This is a genomic window from Shigella dysenteriae (genome assembly GCF_022354085.1).
Taxonomy (GTDB): domain Bacteria; phylum Pseudomonadota; class Gammaproteobacteria; order Enterobacterales; family Enterobacteriaceae; genus Escherichia; species Escherichia coli.
This window is the reverse complement of the sequence record NZ_CP055055.1, coordinates 726448-748870: the sequence shown is the minus strand read 5'-3', so window position 1 is coordinate 748870 and position 22423 is coordinate 726448. Positions and strand designations below refer to the sequence as shown.

Sequence of the window (22423 nt, the reverse complement as noted above, 5' to 3'; positions counted from 1 at the left end):
TATATTAGCCAAACGTAATTATTTGGTTACAGGTCGTTAACCTCCATGAAAGACATAGATACACTCATCAGCAACAATGCACTATGGTCAAAAATGCTGGTGGAAGAGGATCCCGGGTTTTTTGAGAAACTGGCACAAGCGCAAAAACCGCGCTTTCTATGGATTGGATGTTCCGACAGTCGCGTTCCTGCAGAACGTTTAACCGGTCTTGAGCCGGGCGAACTCTTTGTTCACCGTAATGTTGCTAACCTGGTCATTCACACCGACCTGAACTGCCTTTCCGTGGTTCAGTATGCAGTGGATGTACTCGAAGTTGAACACATTATTATCTGTGGCCACTACGGTTGCGGCGGCGTACAAGCCGCAGTTGAAAACCCGGAACTGGGGCTTATCAACAACTGGCTGCTGCATATCCGTGATATCTGGTTCAAACATAGCTCATTGCTCGGCGAAATGCCGCAAGAGCGCCGTCTGGATACCTTGTGTGAACTGAACGTCATGGAACAGGTGTATAACCTGGGCCACTCCACCATTATGCAATCAGCGTGGAAACGCGGGCAGAAAGTTACCATTCACGGCTGGGCCTACGGTATTCACGACGGCTTGCTGCGTGATCTGGATGTCACAGCGACCAACCGCGAAACCCTTGAGCAACGTTACCGTCATGGGATTTCCAACCTCAAGCTGAAACACGCCAACCACAAATAAAAATGCCATGCCGGATGCAACACATCCGGCAACTTCACACTTACTCGTCCAGCAGAATCACTTTGCCGATATACGGCAGATGACGATAACGCTGTGCGTAATCAATGCCGTAACCCACCACAAACTCATCCGGGATCGAGAAACCGATAAATTCAACCGGGACGTTCACTTCACGACGGGACGGTTTATCCAGCAGCGTACAAATCGCCAACGACTTCGGTTCGCGCAGGCTTAAGATCTCACGCACTTTCGACAGTGTATTCCCCGAGTCGATGATATCTTCAACAATCAGCACGTCCTTGCCACGGATATCTTCATCCAGATCTTTGAGGATTTTCACATCACGGGTGGTGGACATGCCGCTACCGTAGCTGGAGGCGGTCATAAAGTCGACTTCATGAGATACCTGAACTTCACGGCACAGGTCCGCCATAAACATAAATGAGCCACGCAGCAGACCCACCAGCACCATATCGCTGCCGCTGTCTTTGTAACGCTCAGTAATCTGACGACCCAGTTCGGCGATACGCGCTTTAATCTCCGCTTCGGGGATCATTACTTCTACAGTATGTTTCATATCTCTAACCATATGATTTAAAAACAAATCACTTCGCACGGGCAGGTTTTGGCACCGCAACAAAGCGCAAGACACGCAGTATACCAGTAAAACTATTCATTCGCGGAATCTGTTAATAAAGCTCGAATTGTGATGACGGTCACACATGTTAAAACCTATAATTAATTGCTACCAAAATATTAATGAATTGAAATGGTGTCTCTTTATGGCAATTAACAATACAGGCTCGCGACGATTACTCGTCACGCTAACAGCCCTTTTTGCAGCGCTTTGCGGGCTGTATCTACTCATTGGCGGAGGCTGGCTGGTCGCGATTGGCGGCTCCTGGTACTACCCTATCGCTGGCCTTGTGATGCTCGGCGTCGCCTGGATGCTGTGGCGCAGTAAACGTGCCGCGCTTTGGCTATACGCCGCCCTGCTACTCGGCACCATGATTTGGGGCGTCTGGGAAGTTGGTTTCGACTTCTGGGCGCTGACTCCGCGCAGCGATATTCTGGTCTTCTTCGGCATCTGGCTGATCCTGCCGTTTGTCTGGCGTCGCCTGGTCATTCCTGCCAGCGGCGCAGTTGCCGCACTGGTGGTGGCACTGCTGATTAGCGGTAGTATCCTGACCTGGGCCGGATTTAACGATCCGCAGGAAATCAACGGCACCTTAAGCGCCGATGCCACACCTGCGGAAGCTATCTCACCCGTTGCCGATCAGGACTGGCCTGCCTATGGTCGCAATCAGGAAGGTCAACGCTTTTCACCTCTGAAACAAATTAACGCCGATAACGTCCATAATCTGAAAGAAGCCTGGGTGTTCCGTACTGGCGATGTGAAGCAGCCGAACGATCCGGGCGAAATCACCAATGAAGTGACGCCGATTAAAGTGGGCGACACCCTTTACCTGTGTACCGCTCACCAGCGCCTGTTTGCGCTCGATGCCGCCAGCGGCAAAGAGAAATGGCATTACGATCCTGAGCTGAAAACTAACGAGTCTTTCCAGCACGTAACCTGCCGTGGCGTCTCTTATCATGAAGCCAAAGCAGAAACGGCTTCGCCGGAAGTGATGGCGGATTGCCCGCGTCGTATCATTCTTCCGGTCAATGATGGTCGACTGATTGCGATTAACGCTGAAAACGGCAAACTGTGCGAAACCTTCGCCAATAAAGGCGTGCTCAATCTGCAAAGCAATATGCCAGACACCAAACCGGGTCTGTATGAACCGACTTCGCCACCGATTATCACCGATAAAACCATCGTGATGGCAGGTTCAGTTACCGATAACTTCTCAACCCGCGAAACGTCTGGCGTGATCCGTGGTTTTGATGTCAACACCGGGGAGCTGCTGTGGGCTTTTGATCCGGGCGCGAAAGATCCGAACGCAATCCCGTCTGACGAACACACCTTTACCTTTAACTCGCCAAACTCGTGGGCACCAGCGGCCTATGACGCGAAGCTGGATCTGGTGTATCTGCCGATGGGCGTGACAACGCCGGATATCTGGGGCGGTAACCGCACACCGGAACAGGAACGTTATGCCAGCTCGATTCTGGCGCTGAATGCCACAACCGGGAAATTGGCGTGGAGCTACCAGACCGTTCACCACGACCTGTGGGATATGGATCTTCCGGCACAGCCGACGCTGGCGGACATCACCGTTAATGGTCAGAAAGTGCCAGTTATTTACGCTCCGGCGAAAACCGGCAACATTTTTGTGCTCGATCGTCGTAATGGCGAACTGGTGGTTCCGGCACCGGAAAAACCGGTTCCCCAAGGTGCTGCCAAAGGCGATTACGTTACCCCTACTCAACCATTCTCGGAACTGAGCTTCCGTCCGACGAAAGATTTGAGCGGTGCGGATATGTGGGGAGCCACCATGTTTGACCAACTGGTGTGCCGCGTGATGTTCCACCAGATGCGCTATGAAGGCATTTTCACGCCGCCATCTGAACAGGGCACGCTGGTCTTCCCGGGTAACCTGGGAATGTTTGAATGGGGCGGGATTTCCGTTGATCCAAATCGTGAAGTGGCAATTGCCAACCCAATGGCACTGCCGTTTGTTTCGAAACTGATCCCACGCGGTCCGGGTAACCCGATGGAGCAGCCGAAAGATGCCAAAGGCACGGGTACGGAATCCGGCATTCAGCCACAGTACGGTGTACCGTATGGTGTCACGCTCAACCCGTTCCTCTCACCATTTGGTCTGCCATGTAAACAGCCAGCATGGGGTTATATCTCGGCGCTGGATCTGAAAACTAATGAAGTGGTGTGGAAGAAACGTATTGGTACGCCGCAGGACAGTATGCCGTTCCCGATGCCTGTACCGGTGCCGTTCAATATGGGTATGCCGATGCTGGGCGGGCCAATCTCCACGGCGGGTAACGTGCTGTTTATCGCCGCTACGGCAGATAACTACCTGCGCGCTTACAACATGAGCAACGGTGAAAAACTGTGGCAGGGTCGTTTACCAGCGGGTGGTCAGGCGACGCCAATGACCTATGAAGTGAATGGTAAGCAGTATGTGGTGATCTCCGCAGGCGGTCACGGTTCATTTGGTACGAAGATGGGCGACTATATTGTGGCTTATGCCCTGCCGGATGATGTGAAGTAAGACTTGCTCAGATTGCTGACAACGTGCGCGTTGTTCATGCCGGATGCGGCGTGAACGCCTTATCCAGCCTACAAAATTGTGCAAAATCAATGGATTGCACAGGTGGCGTAGGCCTGATAAGCGTAGCGCATCAGGCAGATTTGCGTTTGTCATCAGTTTAATGCCCGGAGAGATCCGGGCATATTCCCGAATACGGTCTTTTTATACCGTAAACCCTAACATCATCCCCGTATCTTCATGCTCCAGCAGATGGCAGTGCGCCATATAAGCATGTTCTTTCGGTGCGTCGTGATTAAACTTCACCAGCACTTCACTGACATTGCCTTCTACCTTAACGGTATCTTTCCAGCCCGCGCGATGAGCCGCTGGCGGTTTGCCATTTTCTGACAAGATACGGAACTGCGTGCCGTGAATATGGAACGGATGCAGCATCATGTCGCCCACGCCAGAGATAACCCAACGTTCGTACTGCCCTTTCGCCGCCGCAAACATCGGCTTATTCATATCAAACGCCTGACCGTTGATTTTATTGGCATGGTGGAAATCGAACTTCCCGCCGTGGTTCATATGATTCATATTGCCGTGCCCCATATGGCCCATCATCTGGCTGTGATCCATTCCGGCCATCGCCTGATCGCCATATTTCTCCATTAGCATCTGCATCCCCATCATATCGAGCATCGGGTCCATAGAAAGTTGCAGCTTGCGTACCGTCAGCCCTTCCAGCGAAGGTAACGCAGGCAGGCTACTTAATGTGTCTGGCAAAGCACCGGAGGCACTAATAGCAATCGGCTGAATCCGCATTACCGGATGCGGCTTGTCAAACGGTGCAATCGCCATCCCCATCTGGCTGACCGGCAGCGTCACCAGGTCAAAGGGTTTGTTGTCGTTAACCTCCACCAGCACTTCAAAACGCTCGCCCATCAGCACCGGCAGCTCGTTCACCTTCACCGGTTCAGGTAGCAGACCACCGTCGCTGGCAATCACATAAAGCGGGCGATTGTCGCTGGTGGCGAAATTGAGCGAGCGGGCATTACAGCCATTGAGCAAACGCAGGCGCAGCCAACCACGCGGGGCAGCGTGTTGCGGGTAGATTGCACCGTTGGTCAGCAACGTATCGCCAAACCAGCCCACGGCGGCGGTCATCACATCCAGTTGATAATCAATCTGCCCGTCGGCGCTAAATTTCTTATCCTGAACGATCACCGGAACATCATCGATACCCCACTGTTTTGGCAGCATTAATTTCAGGATCTCGTCATCTTCAATCACCACCAGACCAGCCAGCCCCATCGCCACCTGTCGCCCGGTCTTGCCATGTTGATGTGGATGGAACCAGCAGGTAGCGGCAGGTTGATCAACGTTCAACGTCACCGAGCGCTTGCCACCTGGCGGAATAATTCCCTGTGGGCCGCCGTCGACTTCACCCGGTACTTCCAGCCCGTGCCAGTGCAACGTCGTCTCTTCCGTCAGTTGGTTATAGATATCAACCGTTACCGCTTTGCCGCGCTGTAATTTCACCGCCGGCCCCAGCAGATTGCCGTTATAGCCCCAGGTAGTTGCAGTTTTCTCGCCAAAGGTAGACTGACCTGCGCCAATAGTTAACTGAATGCGATTACGGGCATCGGTCGTGAGCAAATCAGGGATCGGTAACGTTGGGCGTTCCGCCGCAAAGACTGCACGGCTCCACAGTGGCAAGGCTGAAGCCACACCCAGTGCGACGGAATATTTCAAGAAATCACGACGTTGCATAGTTATTTCCTTATTTTTAAGCAGGCGAAACAAAATCAAACGTTGAGCATAGTCCTTCCCCTTACGGGAAGGTCAAGCCGCAGACACAATTTAATCGACAATAATGGTCGTCGCCTCGCTCGCAGTGTGCTAACGTTTATCTTCTTTAAGCCCCTGGTAGAAGCAATGAAGACGTTTTTCAGAACAGTGTTATTCGGCAGCCTGATGGCCGTTTGCGCAAACAGTTACGCGCTCAGCGAGTCTGAAGCCGAAGATATGGCCGATTTAACGGCAGTTTTTGTCTTTCTGAAGAACGATTGTGGTTACCAGAACTTACCTAACGGGCAAATTCGTCGCGCACTGGTCTTTTTCGCCCAGCAAAACCAGTGGGATCTCAGTAACTACGACACCTTCGACATGAAAGCCCTCGGTGAAGACAGCTACCGCGATCTCAGCGGCATTGGCATTCCCGTCGCTAAAAAATGCAAAGCCCTGGCCCGCGATTCCTTAAGCCTGCTTGCCTACGTCAAATAATCCCTGATACCTTTTTGTAGAAATATTGACCGTGCATCCGCGGTCAATGTTAGCTATTATGTTGCGCCCTTTTTTTACGGGTGTTAACAAAGGAGGTATCAACCCATGGCCGAAAAAAAACAGTGGCATGAAACGCTACACGACCAGTTTGGGCAGTACTTTGCGGTAGATAACGTTCTGTATCATGAAAAGACCGATCACCAGGATCTGATCATTTTTGAGAACGCTGCATTTGGTCGCGTAATGGCGCTGGATGGCGTAGTACAAACCACCGAGCGCGACGAGTTTATCTATCATGAGATGATGACCCATGTTCCGCTACTGGCCCACGGTCACGCGAAACATGTGCTGATTATCGGCGGCGGCGACGGTGCCATGCTGCGTGAAGTAACCCGACATAAAAACGTTGAGTCAATCACGATGGTGGAAATCGATGCGGGTGTCGTATCGTTCTGCCGTCAGTATCTACCCAACCATAACGCCGGTAGCTACGACGATCCGCGCTTTAAGCTGGTGATCGACGATGGCGTCAATTTCGTTAATCAAACCAGCCAGACCTTTGATGTCATTATCTCCGACTGCACCGATCCTATCGGTCCCGGCGAAAGCCTTTTCACTTCGGCATTTTATGAAGGCTGCAAACGTTGCCTGAATCCTGGCGGTATCTTCGTCGCACAAAACGGCGTCTGCTTTTTACAGCAGGAAGAAGCCATCGACAGCCATCGTAAACTCAGCCATTACTTCAGCGACGTTGACTTTTATCAGGCGGCGATCCCGACCTATTACGGCGGTATCATGACTTTTGCATGGGCGACAGATAACGACGCCTTACGCCATCTCTCAACCGAAATTATTCAGGCGCGTTTTCTCGCCTCTGGCCTGAAATGCCGTTATTACAATCCGGCAGTCCATACGGCAGCTTTTGCCTTACCCCAGTATCTGCAAGACGCACTGGCTTCACAGCCGTCCTAAGGAGAAGATAAGAAATTGAAAAAACTGAAACTGCATGGCTTTAATAATCTGACCAAAAGTCTGAGTTTTTGTATTTACGATATCTGCTACGCCAAAACTGCCGAAGAGCGCGACGGTTATATTGCTTATATCGATGAACTCTATAATGCCAACCGTCTGACCGAAATCCTGTCAGAAACCTGTTCCATTATCGGGGCTAATATTCTTAACATCGCCCGCCAGGATTACGAACCACAGGGTGCCAGCGTCACTATTCTGGTGAGTGAAGAACCGGTTGACCCGAAACTTATCGACAAAACAGAACACCCCGGCCCACTGCCAGAAACGGTCGTTGCCCATCTCGATAAAAGTCATATTTGCGTACATACCTACCCGGAAAGTCATCCTGAAGGCGGTTTATGTACCTTCCGCGCCGATATTGAAGTCTCTACCTGCGGCGTGATTTCTCCGCTGAAGGCGCTGAATTACCTGATCCACCAGCTTGAGTCCGATATCGTAACCATTGATTATCGCGTGCGCGGTTTTACCCGCGACATTAACGGTATGAAGCACTTTATCGACCATGAGATTAATTCGATTCAGAACTTTATGTCTGACGATATGAAGGCGCTGTATGACATGGTGGATGTAAACGTCTATCAGGAAAATATCTTCCATACCAAGATGTTGCTTAAAGAGTTCGACCTTAAGCACTACATGTTCCACACCAAACCGGAAGATTTAACCGACAGCGAGCGCCAGGAAATTACCGCTGCGCTGTGGAAAGAAATGCGCGAGATTTATTACGGGCGCAATATGCCAGCTGTTTAACGGCTCTGGCGGAGCTCCCAGGCTCCGCCAGATTTATTTACTTCTGCTGCACGAAATTGCGGTAAGCCGCCACGACCTGCAGAAAATCCTCAACGCCGCATAGCGACAGGCTTTCTTCGTCGTAGTAGTTCATCCCCTCTTCCATTTCATCGCCAGCGAATTCCAGTTGATTGGCGCGAACCATCACCTCTTCACCGTCCATCCACAGGGTGTATTCATGCCCTGCCCGTTGCCAGGACCGTTCGCTACCTTTCAGTGCGTGCGCTGCTTGTTCCACTTCATCAAGCAAGGCCAGGTTTTCTTTCACCTCTTCATTAAACCAGTGCCCGACCACTTCATGCCCCATGGACATACGCACCTTTACCACTCCGGTAATATCGCGCAGAAATTCGTAATCCATAGTGTGTTCCTCTGCTCCCGGCAATGCACCGAAATCGCATTGCGCCATTGATGTAATTATCGCAGCCTTACCGGAGAAAAACAGCGGAACGGCGATGGTTTAGAAATAAAAAATGCCCGGGAATCTCATTCACCGGGCATTATGTCGTTTATGCGCAGCGCGTGCGCTGACTTTTTAAACTGCAGTCTGGAAAATCACACCATCGGCTTTTTCAGTGTACTGAGAAAGCTGGTTGAAGTTCAGGTAACGGTAAGTATCAACGGCAGTTTTATCCACCTGCGCCACGTAGGTCTGGTACTCTTCCGGCGTCGGTAGTTTGCCAATCAGCGCCGCAACAGCAGCCAGTTCCGCAGAAGCCAGGAAGACATTCGCGCCAGTCCCCAGACGGTTCGGGAAGTTACGGGTAGAGGTGGAAACCACCGTCGCACCGTCTGCTACACGCGCCTGGTTACCCATACACAGGGAACAGCCAGGGATCTCGATACGAGCCCCGCTCTTACCGAAGACGCTGTAGTAGCCTTCTTCAGTCAACTGTGCGGCGTCCATACGGGTTGGCGGTGCCACCCACAGGCGGGTCGGCAACTGGCCTTTATGCGCATCCAGCAGTTTACCCGCAGCACGGAAGTGACCGATGTTGGTCATGCAGGAACCGATAAACACTTCGTCGATCTTCTCACCCTGTACCGCAGACAGCGGACGCGCGTCATCCGGGTCGTTCGGAGCACACAGGATTGGCTCTTTAATATCCGCCAGATCGATGTCGATCACTGCCGCGTATTCCGCATCTGCATCGGCTTCCAGCAGCTCAGGATTCGCCAGCCATTTTTCCATGCCCTGAATACGACGTTCCAGGGTACGACGATCGCCGTAACCTTCCGCGATCATCCACTTCAGCAGGACGATGTTAGAGTTCAGGTATTCGATGATCGGTTCTTTGTTCAGCTTGATGGTACAACCGGCAGCAGAACGCTCGGCGGACGCATCGGTCAGCTCAAAGGCCTGCTCAACTTTCAGATCCGGCAGACCTTCAATTTCCAGAATGCGGCCAGAGAAGATGTTTTTCTTGCCTTTCTTCTCAACGGTCAGCAGACCTTGTTTGATGGCATACAGCGGAATGGCGTGTACCAGATCGCGCAAGGTGATGCCCGGCTGCATTTTGCCTTTGAAGCGCACCAGAACGGATTCCGGCATATCCAGCGGCATTACGCCTGTTGCGGCTGCAAATGCCACCAGACCAGAACCCGCCGGGAAAGAGATACCGATCGGGAAACGGGTATGGGAGTCACCACCGGTACCGACGGTATCCGGCAGCAGCATACGGTTCAGCCAGGAGTGGATGACGCCATCGCCCGGACGCAGCGACACACCGCCGCGGTTCATAATAAAGTCCGGCAGCGTGTGGTGCGTGGTGACGTCAACCGGCTTCGGATACGCCGCCGTGTGGCAGAAGGACTGCATCACCAGGTCAGCCGAGAAGCCCAGGCACGCTAGGTCTTTCAGTTCATCACGGGTCATCGGGCCGGTGGTGTCCTGCGAGCCGACAGAGGTCATTTTCGGTTCGCAGTACGCGCCCGGACGAATGCCTTTCACGCCGCAGGCACGACCGACCATTTTCTGCGCCAGCGAGTAGCCACGGTCGCTTTCCGCCACATCTTTCGCCTGACGGAACACGTCACTGTGCGGCAGGCCGAGTGATTCACGCGCTTTGGTAGTCAGGCCACGACCGATAATCAGCGGAATACGACCGCCCGCACGCACTTCATCCACCAGCACGTCGGTTTTCAGCTCAAAGGTCGCCAACAGTTCGTTGGTTTCGTGGTTACGCACTTCACCTTTATATGGGTAAACGTCGATCACATCACCCATGTTCAGGCGCGATACGTCCACTTCAACCGGCAGCGCGCCCGCATCTTCCATGGTGTTAAAGAAGATAGGTGCAATTTTGCCGCCCAGGCACAGACCGCCGCCGCGCTTGTTCGGCACATGCGGGATATCGTCACCCATGAACCACAGCACGGAGTTGGTCGCGGATTTACGCGAAGAGCCGGTACCCACAACATCACCCACGTAAGCCAGCGGGAAACCTTTCTGTTGCAGCGCTTCGATCTGTTTAATCGGGCCAACGACGCCCGGCTGATCCGGTTCGATCCCTTCACGGGCGTTTTTCAGCATCGCCAGCGCGTGCAGGGGGATATCCGGGCGTGACCACGCATCCGGTGCCGGAGAAAGGTCATCGGTGTTAGTTTCGCCAGTGACTTTGAAGACGGTAACGGTCAGTTTTTCAGCCAGCGCCGGGCGATTCAGGAACCATTCGGCATCCGCCCAGGACTGCATTACCTGCTTCGCATATTCGTTGCCTGCTTTGGCTTTCTCTTCTACGTCATAGAAGTTATCGAACATCAGCAGTGTGTGAGAAAGTGCTTTGGCAGCGATCGGTGCCAGTTTGGCATCATCCAGCGCGTCGATCAGCGGATGAATGTTGTAACCACCCTGCATGCTACCCAGCAGTTCGATGGCTTTTTCCGGAGTCAGCAGAGGGGATTTGGCTTCGCCTTTAGCGATAGCAGCCAGGAAGCCTGCTTTGACATAGGCGGCTTCATCGACGCCTGGGGGAACACGGTTGGTTAACAGATCTAACAGGAATTCTTCTTCGCCCGCGGGCGGGTTTTTCAGCAGCTCTACAAGTGCGGCCATTTGGTTTGCATCCAGGGGTTTGGGCGCAATCCCCTCAGCGGCACGCTCAGCTACGTGCTTACGGTATTCTTCTAGCACGACGGTTCTCCTCGCTCTCATTGTCATAGTGCGGCAGGCGATTCTCTTCACGCTCCTGTGAGACAGCAGTTTGTAGGGTAAATGCCCAGTACCGCAACGGGCAGAATAGCAGGATTTTGACGACGTGTTAATCTGTTTACAAAAAAGCAACATAAAAAAGTGGCTGAATCGTTAAGGATGGTCTAGAGATTGTTTCCCTCCGTAAAAACTTCGTTAATTCGCATGGTGATAATCACCTTTCTCAACGAATCCCAAGATTAGTCAAAATTTAAACTACCGCCTCTTTATACTCGGATTCACAGCACCTGCGGGTGGCAGTTCGCCGACCATTGCGATTTCCTTGAGATCCGAATTATGAAAATGACTTTGCCGTTTAAACCCCATGTGCTGGCACTAATTTGCAGTGCCGGGCTTTGTGCCGCCTCTGCCGGGCTCTATATAAAAAGCCGCACAGTGGAAGCGCCTGTGGAACCGCAATCGACACAACTGGCTGTGTCTGACGCTGCCGCGGTTACGCTTCCTGCAACGGTTTCCGCGCCTCCCGTAACACCCGCCGTCGTTAAATCCGCATTCAGCACTGCACAAATCGATCAATGGGTTGCACCTGTCGCGCTATACCCCGACTCTCTGCTTTCACAAGTGTTAATGGCATCAACCTATCCGGCAAACGTTGCTCAAGCAGTGCAATGGTCACACGATAATCCACTTAAACAAGGCGATGCTGCTATTCAGGCGGTATCTGACCAGCCGTGGGACGCTAGCGTCAAATCACTGGTGGCCTTTCCACAATTGATGGCGTTGATGGGCGAAAACCCGCAATGGGTGCAAAACCTGGGCGATGCTTTTCTGGCGCAGCCGCAGGACGTGATGGACTCGGTACAGCGATTGCGGCAACTGGCGCAACAAACCGGTTCGCTGAAGTCATCAACCGAACAGAAAGTTATTACCACAACGAAGAAAGCTGTACCGGTAAAACAGACAGTCACGGTTCCCGTCATACCATCCAATACCGTTTCAGCTGCCAACCCTGTCATTACAGAGCCTGCTACAACCGTCATTTCCATTGAGCCCGCCAATCCTGATGTGGTCTATATTCCCAACTACAACCCAACCGTGGTTTACGGGAACTGGGCCAATACTGCGTATCCGCCGGTTTATCTGCCACCACCAGCCGGAGAACCGTTTGTTGACAGCTTTGTACGCGGATTCGGCTATAGCATGGGCGTTGCTACCACGTACGCACTATTCAGCAGCATCGACTGGGACGACGACGATCATGACCATCATCATCATGACGATGATGATTATCATCACCACGATGGCGGTCATCGTGACGGTAATGGCTGGCAACACAACGGCGACAACATCAATATCGACGTCAATAATTTCAACCGTATCACCGGTGAGCATCTTACTGATAAGAATATGGCATGGCGGCACAATCCAAACTACCGTAATGGTGTGCCCTATCATGATCAGGATATGGCAAAGCGGTTTCATCAAACCGATGTCAACGGCGGAATGACTGCCACGCAGCTACCTGCTCCAACACGCGACAGCCAGCGTCAGGCGGCAGCAAGTCAGTTTCAGCAACGAACACACGCCGCCCCCGTCATTACACGAGATACCCAACGTCAGGCAGCGGCACAGCGGTTTAATGAAGCTGAACACTATGGGAGCTATGACGACTTCCGCGACTTCAGCCGTCGCCAACCACTGACCCAGCAACAAAAGGACGCCGCTCGTCAGCGTTATCAGTCACCTTCTCCTGAGCAGCGCCAGGCAGTTCGCGAGAGAATGCAGACTAACCCGCAGATCCAGCAGCGAAGAGAGGCAGCGCGTGAGCGCATTCAGCCCGCCTCGCCTGAGCAGCGCCAGGCAGTCCGCGAGAAAATGCAGACTAACCCACAGATCCAGCAGCGAAGAGACGCAGCGCGTGAGCGTATTCAGTCAGCCTCGCCTGAGCAGCGCCAGGTGTTTAAGGAAAAAGTACAGCAGCGCCCACTGAACCAACAGCAACGTGATAACGCCCGCCAGCGTGTTCAATCAGCATCACCTGAACAACGTCAGGTTTTTCGGGAGAAAGTTCAGGAGAGCCGCCCACAACGTCTAAACGACAGTAACCATACTGCCAGGCTGAATAACGAGCAACGGTCAGCAGTACGCGAACGTCTCTCTGAGCGCGGAGCAAGGCGACTGGAAAGGTAAATTACAGGCGTAAAAAAAGCGGCGTGGTTAGCCGCTTTTTTAATTGCCAGATGTCCCGGCAAACGAAAAATTACTTCTTCTTCGCTTTCGGGTTCGGCAGGTCAGTAATGCTACCTTCGAACACTTCTGCCGCCAGGCCCACAGACTCGTGCAGAGTCGGGTGCGCGTGGATGGTCAGTGCGATGTCTTCAGCATCACAACCCATTTCGATTGCCAGGCCGATTTCACCCAGCAGCTCGCCGCCGTTAGTACCGACAATCGCACCACCGATCACACGGTGAGATTCTTTGTCGAAAATCAGCTTGGTCATACCGTCTGCGCAGTCGGAAGCGATAGCACGACCAGAAGCAGCCCACGGGAAGGTGGCGGTTTCATAGCTGATGCCTTTCTCTTTCGCTTCTTTCTCAGTCAGACCTACCCATGCAACTTCTGGTTCGGTATAGGCGATGGACGGGATAACTTTCGGATCGAAGTAGTGTTTCTTACCGGCGATAACTTCAGCGGCAACGTGACCTTCGTGAACACCTTTGTGTGCCAGCATCGGCTGACCGACGATATCGCCGATAGCAAAGATGTGCGGTACGTTGGTACGCAGCTGTTTGTCAACGCGGATGAAACCACGGTCGTCAACTTCCACACCAGCTTTGCCTGCGTCGAGGTTTTTACCGTTCGGCACACGACCAATCGCTACCAGCACGGCGTCGTAACGCTGCGGTTCAGCGGGTGCTTTTTTGCCTTCCATCGTCACATAAATGCCGTCTTCTTTCGCTTCAACGGCGGTAACTTTGGTTTCCAGCATCAGGTTGAATTTCTTGCTGATACGCTTGGTGAAGACTTTAACGATGTCTTTGTCAGCTGCCGGGATAACCTGGTCGAACATTTCAACCACGTCAATCTGTGAACCCAGCGCGTGGTAAACGGTGCCCATTTCCAGACCGATGATACCGCCACCCATTACCAGCAGGCGTTCTGGTACTTCTTTCAGTTCCAGCGCGTCAGTGGAGTCCCAGATACGCGGATCTTCATGCGGAATAAACGGCAGTTGAATCGGGCGAGAACCCGCTGCAATGATCGCGTTGTCGAAGTTGATCACGGTTTTACCGTTCTCACCTTCAACTTCCAGGGTGTTAGCCCCGGTAAATTTACCCAGACCGTTGACCACTTTGACTTTGCGGCCTTTCGCCATACCAGCCAGACCACCGGTCAGCTGATTGATCACTTTCTCTTTCCAGGTACGAATCTTGTCAATATCGGTTTTCGGTTCGCCGAAGACGATACCGTGTTCAGCCAGCGCTTTGGCTTCTTCGATAACTTTTGCTACGTGCAGCAGTGCTTTAGAAGGGATACAGCCGACGTTCAGGCAAACACCGCCAAGGGTGTTGTAACGTTCTACGATTACGGTTTCCAGACCTAAATCAGCGCAACGGAAGGCAGCGGAGTAACCTGCGGGGCCTGCCCCAAGTACCACGACCTGAGTTTTGATTTCAGTACTCATCATGACCTCTATATATTTATCTCCGGCGGGTCTGACGTTTTTTTTATGACGCCCATTATCCACCGGGTCGTTCTATCCGTCGGTATTTTACAAAATTGTTAACAATTTTTAAACAACAAACGGCAACCGATTTGTCTATTCGCTAATAACCTCAATACATTCATGAGATTACCAGAAAAAAGCCGGCCGTTGGGCCGGCTCTTTTACTTACATCACCAGACGGCGAATGTCAGACAGCGTGTTGTTAATGATGGTAATGAAACGGGCACCATCAGCACCGTCGATCACGCGGTGGTCGAAGGAGAGAGAAATCGGCAGCATCAGACGCGGCACGAACTCTTTACCATTCCACAACGGCTCCATCGCGGACTTGGAAACGCCGAGGATAGCCACTTCCGGCGCGTTCACAATCGGCGCGAAGTGGGTAGTACCCAGGCCGCCGATGCTGGAGATGGTGAAGCAACCGCCCTGCATTTCGCCCGCAGTCAGCTTACCGTCACGCGCTTTCTTAGAAATAGTCATCAGCTCGCGAGACAGTTCGATGATGCCTTTCTTGTTGACGTCTTTGAATACCGGAACAACCAGACCGTTCGGGGTATCCACCGCCACACCGATGTTGATGTATTTCTTCAGGGTCAGACGCTGACCGTCTTCCGACAGCGAACTGTTGAAGCGAGGCATCTGCTCAAGCGCTGCAGCAACGGCTTTCATGATGAAGACAACCGGGGTTATCTTCACATCCAGCTTACGTTTCGCCGCTTCTTCGTTCTGCTGTTTACGGAACGCTTCCAGCTCGGTGATATCGGTTTTGTCGAAGTGAGTAACATGCGGGATCATCACCCAGTTACGGCTCAGGTTCGCACCAGAAATTTTCTGGATACGGCCCAGTTCCACTTCTTCGATTTCACCAAACTTGCTGAAGTCCACCTTCGGCCACGGCAGCATGCCTGGGATACCGCCGCCAGTCGCCGCCGGAGCTGCTTCTGCACGTTTGATAGCTTCTTTCACGTAAGCCTGAACGTCTTCGCGCAGGATACGACCTTTACGGCCAGTGCCCTTCACTTTCGCCAGGTTAACGCCAAACTCGCGTGCCAGACGGCGGATCAGCGGAGTCGCGTGAACGTAAGCGTCGTTTTCAGCAAATTCAGATTTGCCTTCCGCTTTCGCAACCGGTGCTGCTGCCGGGGCTTCAGCTTTTGCTGCCGGAGCCGGCGCTGCCGCTTCCTGTTTCGCAGGAGCTGCCGCAGGCGCTGCGCCTTCAACTTCGAAGATCATAATCAGCGAGCCAGTTTTCACTTTATCGCCAACGTTGACTTTCAGTTCCTTCACGACGCCTGCAAACGGAGCCGGAACTTCCATAGAAGCTTTGTCGCCTTCTACGGTAATCAGTGACTGTTCAGCGGCAACTTTGTCGCCCACTTTCACCATCACTTCGGTCACTTCAACTTCGTCACCGCCGATATCCGGAACGTTAACTTCTTTCACGCCAGCTGCTGGTGCAGGGGCCGCTGCCGGAGCCGCTTCCTGTTTAGCCGCCGGAGCTGCCGCGCCTGCTTCACCCGCGACTTCGAAGACCATAATCAGCGAGCCGGTAGACACTTTGTCACCCACGTTCACTTTGATCTCTTTCACGGTACCTGCAAACGGAGCCGGAACTTCCATAGAAGCCTTGTCGCCTTCTACGGTGATCAGCGACTGTTCAGCTTCAACTTTATCGCCAACTTTCACCAGGATTTCGGTCACTTCAACTTCGTCGCTGCCGATATCCGGAACGTTAACGTCTTTTGCCGCCGCAGCCGCGGGTGCTGCTGCCGGAGCTGCTTCTTTCTTCTCTTCTGCCTGAGCAGGTGCAGCGTCTGCTGCACCGTCGGCGGAATCGAAAATCATAATCAGTGCGCCGGTCTGGGTTTTATCGCCAACAGAGACTTTGATCTCTTTAACAATACCCGCCTGCGGAGACGGAACTTCCATAGAGGCTTTGTCGCCTTCTACGGTGATCAGCGACTGTTCGGCTTCAACTTTGTCGCCCACTTTGACCAGGATCTCGGTGATTTCAACTTCATCAGCCCCGATGTCCGGTACTTTGATTTCGATAGCCATTATTCTTTTACCTCTTACGCCAGACGCGGGTTAACTTTATCTGCATCGATGTTGAATTTGGCGATTGCGTCAGCAACCACTTTCTTATCGATTTCGCCACGTTTAGCCAGTTCGCCCAGCGCCGCAACCACGACATAAGAAGCATCAACTTCGAAGTGGTGACGCAGGTTCTCACGGCTGTCGGAACGACCGAAGCCATCAGTACCCAGTACGCGGTAGTCGTCAGCCGGTACGTAAGTACGGACCTGCTCAGCGAACAGTTTCATATAGTCGGTAGATGCCACTGCCGGAGCGTCGTTCATCACCTGAGCGATATACGGAACGCGCGGAGTTTCCAGCGGGTGCAGCATGTTCCAGCGTTCACAATCCTGACCATCACGCGCCAGCTCGGTGAAGGAGGTCACGCTATAAACGTCAGAACCTACGCCGTAATCTTTCGCCAGGATCTCTGCCGCTTCACGGACGTGACGCAGGATAGAACCGGAGCCCAGCAGCTGAACTTTACCTTTGCTACCTTCAATGGTTTCGAGTTTGTAGATACCTTTACGGATACCTTCCTCAGCACCTTCCGGCATTGCCGGCATGTGGTAGTTTTCGTTCAGCGTGGTGATGTAGTAGTAAACGTTCTCTTGTTTTTCACCGTACATACGCTCCAGACCGTCATGCATAATGACAGCAACTTCGTAAGCGTAAGCCGGGTCGTAAGAGATACAGTTCGGAATAGTCAGCGACTGAATGTGGCTGTGACCATCTTCGTGCTGCAGACCTTCACCGTTCAGGGTGGTACGACCGGAAGTACCGCCGATCAGGAAGCCACGCGCTTGCTGGTCGCCAGCCGCCCAGCACAGATCGCCAATACGCTGGAAGCCGAACATCGAGTAATAGATGTAGAACGGGATCATCGGCAGATTGTTGGTGCTGTAAGAGGTCGCCGCTGCCAGCCAGGAACAACCTGCGCCCAGCTCGTTGATCCCTTCCTGCAGAATCTGACCTTTCTCGTCTTCTTTATAGTAAGCAACCTGCTCGCGGTCCTGCGGGGTGTACTGCTGACCGTTCGGGCTGTAAATACCAATCTGACGGAACAGACCTTCCATACCGAAAGTACGCGCTTCGTCGGCGATGATCGGTACCAGACGATCTTTGATCGACTTGTTCTTCAGCATCACGTTCAGGGCACGAACGAAAGCGATAGTGGTAGAGATCTCTTTGCTCTGCTCTTCCAGCAGCGCGCCGAAGTCTTGCAGGCTCGGCAGCTCAAGCTTCTCGGTGAAGTTCGGCTGACGGCTTGGCAGATAACCGTGCAGTTTCTGACGCTGAGCGTGCAGATAGGTATGCTCTTCAGAACCTTCCGGGAAGGTGATGTACGGCAGTTTTTCGATATCTGCATCAGACACCGGCACATTGAAACGGTCGCGGATGTGACGCACACCGTCCATGTTCATTTTCTTAACCTGGTGCGCGATGTTTTTACCTTCAGCCGCGTCGCCCATGCCGTAACCTTTAATGGTATGAGCAAGGATTACCGTCGCTTTGCCTTTGGTTTCCTGCGCTTTCTTGAATGCAGCGTAGATTTTCTTCGGATCGTGACCACCACGGTTCAGTGCCCAGATCTGCTCGTCAGTCCAGTCTGCAACCAGTGCTGCGGTTTCAGGATATTTACCGAAGAAGTGTTCACGAACGTACGCACCATCTTTCGATTTGAAGGTCTGGTAGTCGCCGTCAACGGTTTCGTTCATCAGCTGGATCAGTTTACCGCTGGTATCTTTACGCAGCAGTTCATCCCAACGGCTACCCCACATCACTTTGATCACGTTCCAGCCAGCACCTTCGAAGATGCCTTCCAGTTCGTTGATGATCTTGCCGTTACCGGTGACCGGGCCGTCAAGACGCTGCAGGTTACAGTTGATAACGAAGACCAGGTTATCCAGTTTTTCACGGGTAGCGATGGTGATCGCACCTTTGGATTCCGGTTCGTCCATTTCACCGTCACCGAGGAACGCGTAAACGGTTTGTTTAGAGGTATCTTTCAGGCCACGGTGTTCCAGATATTTCAGGAATTTAGCCTGGTAAATAGCACCAATCGGACCCAGACCCATAGATACGGTCGGGAACTGCCAGAATTCCGGCATCAGTTTCGGGTGCGGATAGGAAGAGAGGCCATTGCCGTGAACTTCCTGACGGAAGTTATCCAGCTGCTCTTGAGTCAGACGACCTTCCAGGAAAGCACGAGCGTAAACGCCCGGGGAGATGTGGCCCTGGAAGTAAACCAGGTCGCCGCCATCCTGCTCGTTGCGTGCACGGAAGAAGTGGTTAAAGCACACATCATAAATGGTTGCGGAAGACTGGAAGGACGCCATGTGGCCGCCCAGTTCGAGGTCTTTTTTCGACGCACGCAGAACCGTCATGATGGCGTTCCAGCGGATAGCTGAACGAATACGGCGTTCCAGTTCCAGATTACCCGGATACTCCGGTTGTTCTTCAACGGGGATGGTGTTGATGTAGTTGCTGATACCGGTGCCTGCGGCTACGTTGACACCGCCTTTGCGGGCTTCAGCAAGCAGTTGGTCGATCAGATACTGAGCACGCTCAACACCTTCTTCACGGATGACCGATTCGATCGCCTGGAGCCAGTCGCGAGTTTCGATCGGATCCACGTCATTTGGGAAACGTTCTGACATGGGTTATTCCTTATCTATCTAATAACGTTGAGTTTTCTGGAACCTGTCCCATTGAACTCTCGCCGGAAAGCTCAATAAGACAGGTTCTACGTTTAGTTGCCGCGCTTTTATATGCGCTTGATTTACAACATCTTCTGGATAATTTTTACCAGAAAAATCACTAATTCTTTCGTTGCTCCAGACGACGCAGAGAACGCTCACGGCGGCTCTCTTCACGGCTTCTGTCGAGCAAAATTTCTTCGATAAAGGCCAGATGGCGATGCGATGCTTCGCGCGCTTCTTCCGGCTTACCGGCCATAATCGCTTCAAATATGCGGGTGCGGTGACTACTCACCAGCGGCAGCATCTCGCGACGCGAATAGAGCAATTCGAAGTTTTGGCGGACATTCTGGGCCAACATCGGCTCCATACACCTTAGCAGATGAAGCAGAACCACATTGTGGGCCGCTTCGGTGACGGCAATCTGATACTGGAGGACGGCGTTTGATTCCGCGTCCAGATCGCCAGACTGCTGCGCCAATTCTATGGCGTGGTGGAGTTCACGGATGCGTTCCTTGTCTTCATCGGTACTACGCAGCGCGGCGTAATAAGCGGCGATACCTTCCAGGGCGTGTCGTGTTTCGAGCAAGTCATACTGTGATTCAGGATGGTCGGAGAGCAGCTCCACCAGCGGATCGCTGAAGCTTTGCCATAGGCTGCTCTGGACAAAAGTGCCGCCACCCTGGCGACGAAGCAACAAGCCCTTCGCTTCGAGACGTTGAATCGCCTCACGCAAGGAGGGACGGGAGACGTCAAACTGTTTTGCCAGTTCGCGTTCCGGTGGGAGTTTTTCGCCCGGGCGGAGAGTGCCTTCGAGGATCAAAAACTCCAGTTGCTGCTCAATCACATCGGAGAGTTTTGGTTGGCGGATTTTGCTGTAGGCCATGAGTTCCTGTCTTAAGCCACTTGCCGAAGTCAATTGGTCTTACCAATTTCATGTCTGTGACGCTAAAGTAACAAAGTATTCACCTTATGTCCATACAGGTTTTGATTGAAATCATGAAACTGTGCACATTTTAACAACTTGACATATATAACGTTTCAAAGTTGTAACTATGCACAAATGTAGACTTTACGTAGGAAAGGGATTTTTTAACGATTATTAAACTATAAAAATCCGAATTGAACCGATTCACTTACCAATTTTATGGTTTTTAATTCAATTAAAACGAATTTAAATTCATTCTGCATAATGAGAGGGGTTGAGGCTGAGCTTTACAAACGGTTTCTTTTTAAGCAACTCATCTTCAACCATGCATAAAGCGGGTGCATTCGCTGCCGCATACCATTATTCTTGATCTGACGGAAGTCTTTTTGTAACAATTCAAACTTCTTTGATGTAAACAAATTAATACAACAAACGGAATTGCAAACTTACACACGCATCACTGCGTAGATCAAAAAAACAATCACCGCACGAGGTTTCATGATGGAAGGTCAACAGCACGGCGAGCAGCTAAAGCGCGGCCTTAAAAACCGCCATATTCAGCTTATCGCGCTGGGTGGCGCGATAGGGACAGGGTTATTCCTGGGTAGCGCCTCCGTAATACAGTCCGCAGGGCCAGGGATTATCCTGGGTTACGCCATTGCTGGTTTTATCGCCTTTCTGATCATGCGTCAGCTGGGTGAAATGGTGGTCGAAGAACCTGTCGCAGGCTCCTTTAGCCACTTTGCTTATAAATACTGGGGCAGCTTTGCTGGCTTCGCTTCTGGCTGGAACTACTGGGTACTGTACGTTTTAGTTGCCATGGCAGAGCTGACTGCTGTGGGTAAATACATTCAGTTCTGGTATCCGGAAATCCCAACCTGGGTTTCTGCCGCCGTGTTCTTTGTGGTGATTAACGCCATCAACCTGACCAACGTAAAAGTGTTTGGTGAGATGGAGTTCTGGTTTGCCATTATCAAAGTTATTGCGGTAGTAGCGATGATCATCTTCGGCGGCTGGCTGCTGTTCAGTGGTAACGGCGGTCCGCAGGCAAGCGTTAGCAACCTGTGGGATCAGGGTGGTTTCCTGCCACACGGCTTCACCGGGCTGGTGATGATGATGGCGATTATCATGTTCTCGTTCGGTGGTCTGGAACTGGTGGGGATCACCGCAGCAGAAGCTGATAACCCGGAGCAAAGTATCCCGAAAGCGACTAACCAGGTTATCTACCGCATCCTGATTTTCTATATTGGTTCGTTAGCCGTTCTGCTCTCACTGATGCCGTGGACCCGCGTTACCGCCGATACCAGTCCGTTTGTGCTGATCTTCCACGAGTTAGGCGATACCTTTGTGGCGAATGCGCTGAACATCGTGGTACTGACTGCGGCGCTCTCCGTGTACAACAGCTGCGTATATTGCAACAGCCGTATGCTGTTTGGTCTGGCACAACAGGGTAATGCGCCAAAAGCGCTGGCGTCTGTCGATAAACGCGGCGTACCGGTTAACACCATTCTGGTGTCTGCGCTGGTTACAGCATTGTGCGTATTGATTAACTATCTTGCTCCGGAATCCGCATTTGGCCTGTTAATGGCACTGGTGGTATCCGCACTGGTGATCAACTGGGCGATGATCAGTCTGGCGCATATGAAGTTCCGTCGCGCCAAGCAGGAACAAGGCGTGGTAACTCGCTTCCCTGCTCTGCTTTATCCGCTGGGTAACTGGATCTGCCTGCTGTTTATGGCGGCGGTACTGGTGATTATGCTGATGACCCCAGGAATGGCGATTTCGGTATACCTGATCCCGGTATGGCTGATCGTGTTAGGTATCGGCTATCTGTTTAAAGAGAAAACCGCCAAAGCCGTAAAAGCGCATTAATCT

15 protein-coding genes are annotated in these 22423 nt (G+C 52.3%); 7 read left to right on the top strand and 8 right to left on the bottom strand.

Annotated elements, in window-relative coordinates:
• Positions 1 to 45 precede the first annotated feature (45 nt).
• Positions 46 to 708: a carbonate dehydratase gene (gene can / locus HUZ68_RS03525; protein ID WP_000651599.1), complete on the top strand. Its 663-nt coding sequence runs from the start codon at positions 46 to 48 to the stop codon at positions 706 to 708.
• Positions 709 to 748: 40 nt separating this feature from the next.
• On the opposite strand, the gene hpt is transcribed toward can, so the two are convergent.
• Positions 749 to 1285, bottom strand: coding sequence for a hypoxanthine phosphoribosyltransferase (gene hpt, locus HUZ68_RS03520; RefSeq protein ID WP_000683335.1), 537 nt, complete (start codon positions 1283 to 1285; stop codon positions 749 to 751).
• Between the two features lie 205 nt (positions 1286 to 1490).
• On the opposite strand from hpt, the gene gcd reads away from it, so the two are divergent.
• A complete protein-coding gene (gene gcd, locus HUZ68_RS03515) occupies positions 1491 to 3881 on the top strand; it encodes a quinoprotein glucose dehydrogenase (protein ID WP_001297052.1) in 2391 nt (796 codons plus the stop codon).
• Between the two features lie 201 nt (positions 3882 to 4082).
• Here the strand turns inward: gcd and cueO are convergent, their stop codons facing one another.
• Entirely contained in the window at positions 4083 to 5633 is a 1551-nt protein-coding gene (gene cueO / locus HUZ68_RS03510; RefSeq protein ID WP_001189610.1) for a multicopper oxidase CueO, read from the bottom strand.
• Between the two features lie 165 nt (positions 5634 to 5798).
• Here cueO and HUZ68_RS03505 point away from each other — a divergent pair, with 165 nt between their 5' ends.
• The 3 genes from HUZ68_RS03505 (at position 5799) to speD (ending at position 7928) form a co-directional block, all read left to right on the top strand.
• Complete coding sequence (locus HUZ68_RS03505) at positions 5799 to 6146, top strand: YacC family pilotin-like protein (protein WP_001295568.1); 348 nt, start codon at positions 5799 to 5801, stop codon at positions 6144 to 6146.
• 105 nt (positions 6147 to 6251) lie between these two features.
• Complete coding sequence (gene speE / locus HUZ68_RS03500; protein WP_021576957.1) at positions 6252 to 7118, top strand: polyamine aminopropyltransferase; 867 nt, start codon at positions 6252 to 6254, stop codon at positions 7116 to 7118.
• Positions 7119 to 7133: 15 nt separating this feature from the next.
• The gene (speD, locus tag HUZ68_RS03495) at positions 7134 to 7928 is read left to right on the top strand and encodes an adenosylmethionine decarboxylase (RefSeq protein ID WP_000734287.1); all 795 of its coding nucleotides are present in this window, start codon (positions 7134 to 7136) and stop codon (positions 7926 to 7928) included.
• Between the two features lie 37 nt (positions 7929 to 7965).
• On the opposite strand, the gene yacL is transcribed toward speD, so the two are convergent.
• Positions 7966 to 8328, bottom strand: a complete 363-nt coding sequence (yacL, locus tag HUZ68_RS03490; RefSeq protein ID WP_000384306.1) for a protein YacL — start codon at positions 8326 to 8328, stop codon at positions 7966 to 7968.
• A gap of 174 nt (positions 8329 to 8502) precedes the next feature.
• Positions 8503 to 11100: a bifunctional aconitate hydratase 2/2-methylisocitrate dehydratase gene (acnB, locus tag HUZ68_RS03485; RefSeq protein WP_239594031.1), complete on the bottom strand. Its 2598-nt coding sequence runs from the start codon at positions 11098 to 11100 to the stop codon at positions 8503 to 8505.
• 354 nt (positions 11101 to 11454) lie between these two features.
• On the opposite strand from acnB, the gene HUZ68_RS03480 reads away from it, so the two are divergent.
• Positions 11455 to 13308 carry a DUF3300 domain-containing protein gene (locus HUZ68_RS03480; RefSeq protein ID WP_239594030.1) on the top strand — a complete coding sequence of 618 codons (1854 nt, stop codon included), beginning with the start codon at positions 11455 to 11457 and terminating at the stop codon, positions 13306 to 13308.
• A 70-nt stretch (positions 13309 to 13378) separates the two neighbouring features.
• Here the strand turns inward: HUZ68_RS03480 and lpdA are convergent, their stop codons facing one another.
• From lpdA to pdhR, 4 genes are all read right to left on the bottom strand, one after another.
• Entirely contained in the window at positions 13379 to 14803 is a 1425-nt protein-coding gene (gene lpdA / locus HUZ68_RS03475; protein ID WP_000102485.1) for a dihydrolipoyl dehydrogenase, read from the bottom strand.
• A 207-nt stretch (positions 14804 to 15010) separates the two neighbouring features.
• Entirely contained in the window at positions 15011 to 16903 is a 1893-nt protein-coding gene (gene aceF, locus HUZ68_RS03470; RefSeq protein ID WP_239594029.1) for a pyruvate dehydrogenase complex dihydrolipoyllysine-residue acetyltransferase, read from the bottom strand.
• Positions 16904 to 16917: 14 nt separating this feature from the next.
• Positions 16918 to 19581: a pyruvate dehydrogenase (acetyl-transferring), homodimeric type gene (gene aceE / locus HUZ68_RS03465; RefSeq protein ID WP_000003820.1), complete on the bottom strand. Its 2664-nt coding sequence runs from the start codon at positions 19579 to 19581 to the stop codon at positions 16918 to 16920.
• Positions 19582 to 19741: 160 nt separating this feature from the next.
• The gene (pdhR, locus tag HUZ68_RS03460; protein WP_000331776.1) at positions 19742 to 20506 is read right to left on the bottom strand and encodes a pyruvate dehydrogenase complex transcriptional repressor PdhR; all 765 of its coding nucleotides are present in this window, start codon (positions 20504 to 20506) and stop codon (positions 19742 to 19744) included.
• 540 nt (positions 20507 to 21046) lie between these two features.
• Here pdhR and aroP point away from each other — a divergent pair.
• On the top strand, positions 21047 to 22420 hold the full coding sequence (gene aroP / locus HUZ68_RS03455; RefSeq protein WP_000969912.1) for an aromatic amino acid transporter AroP: 1374 nt from the start codon (positions 21047 to 21049) through the stop codon (positions 22418 to 22420).
• The last annotated feature ends 3 nt before the right edge of the window (positions 22421 to 22423 follow it).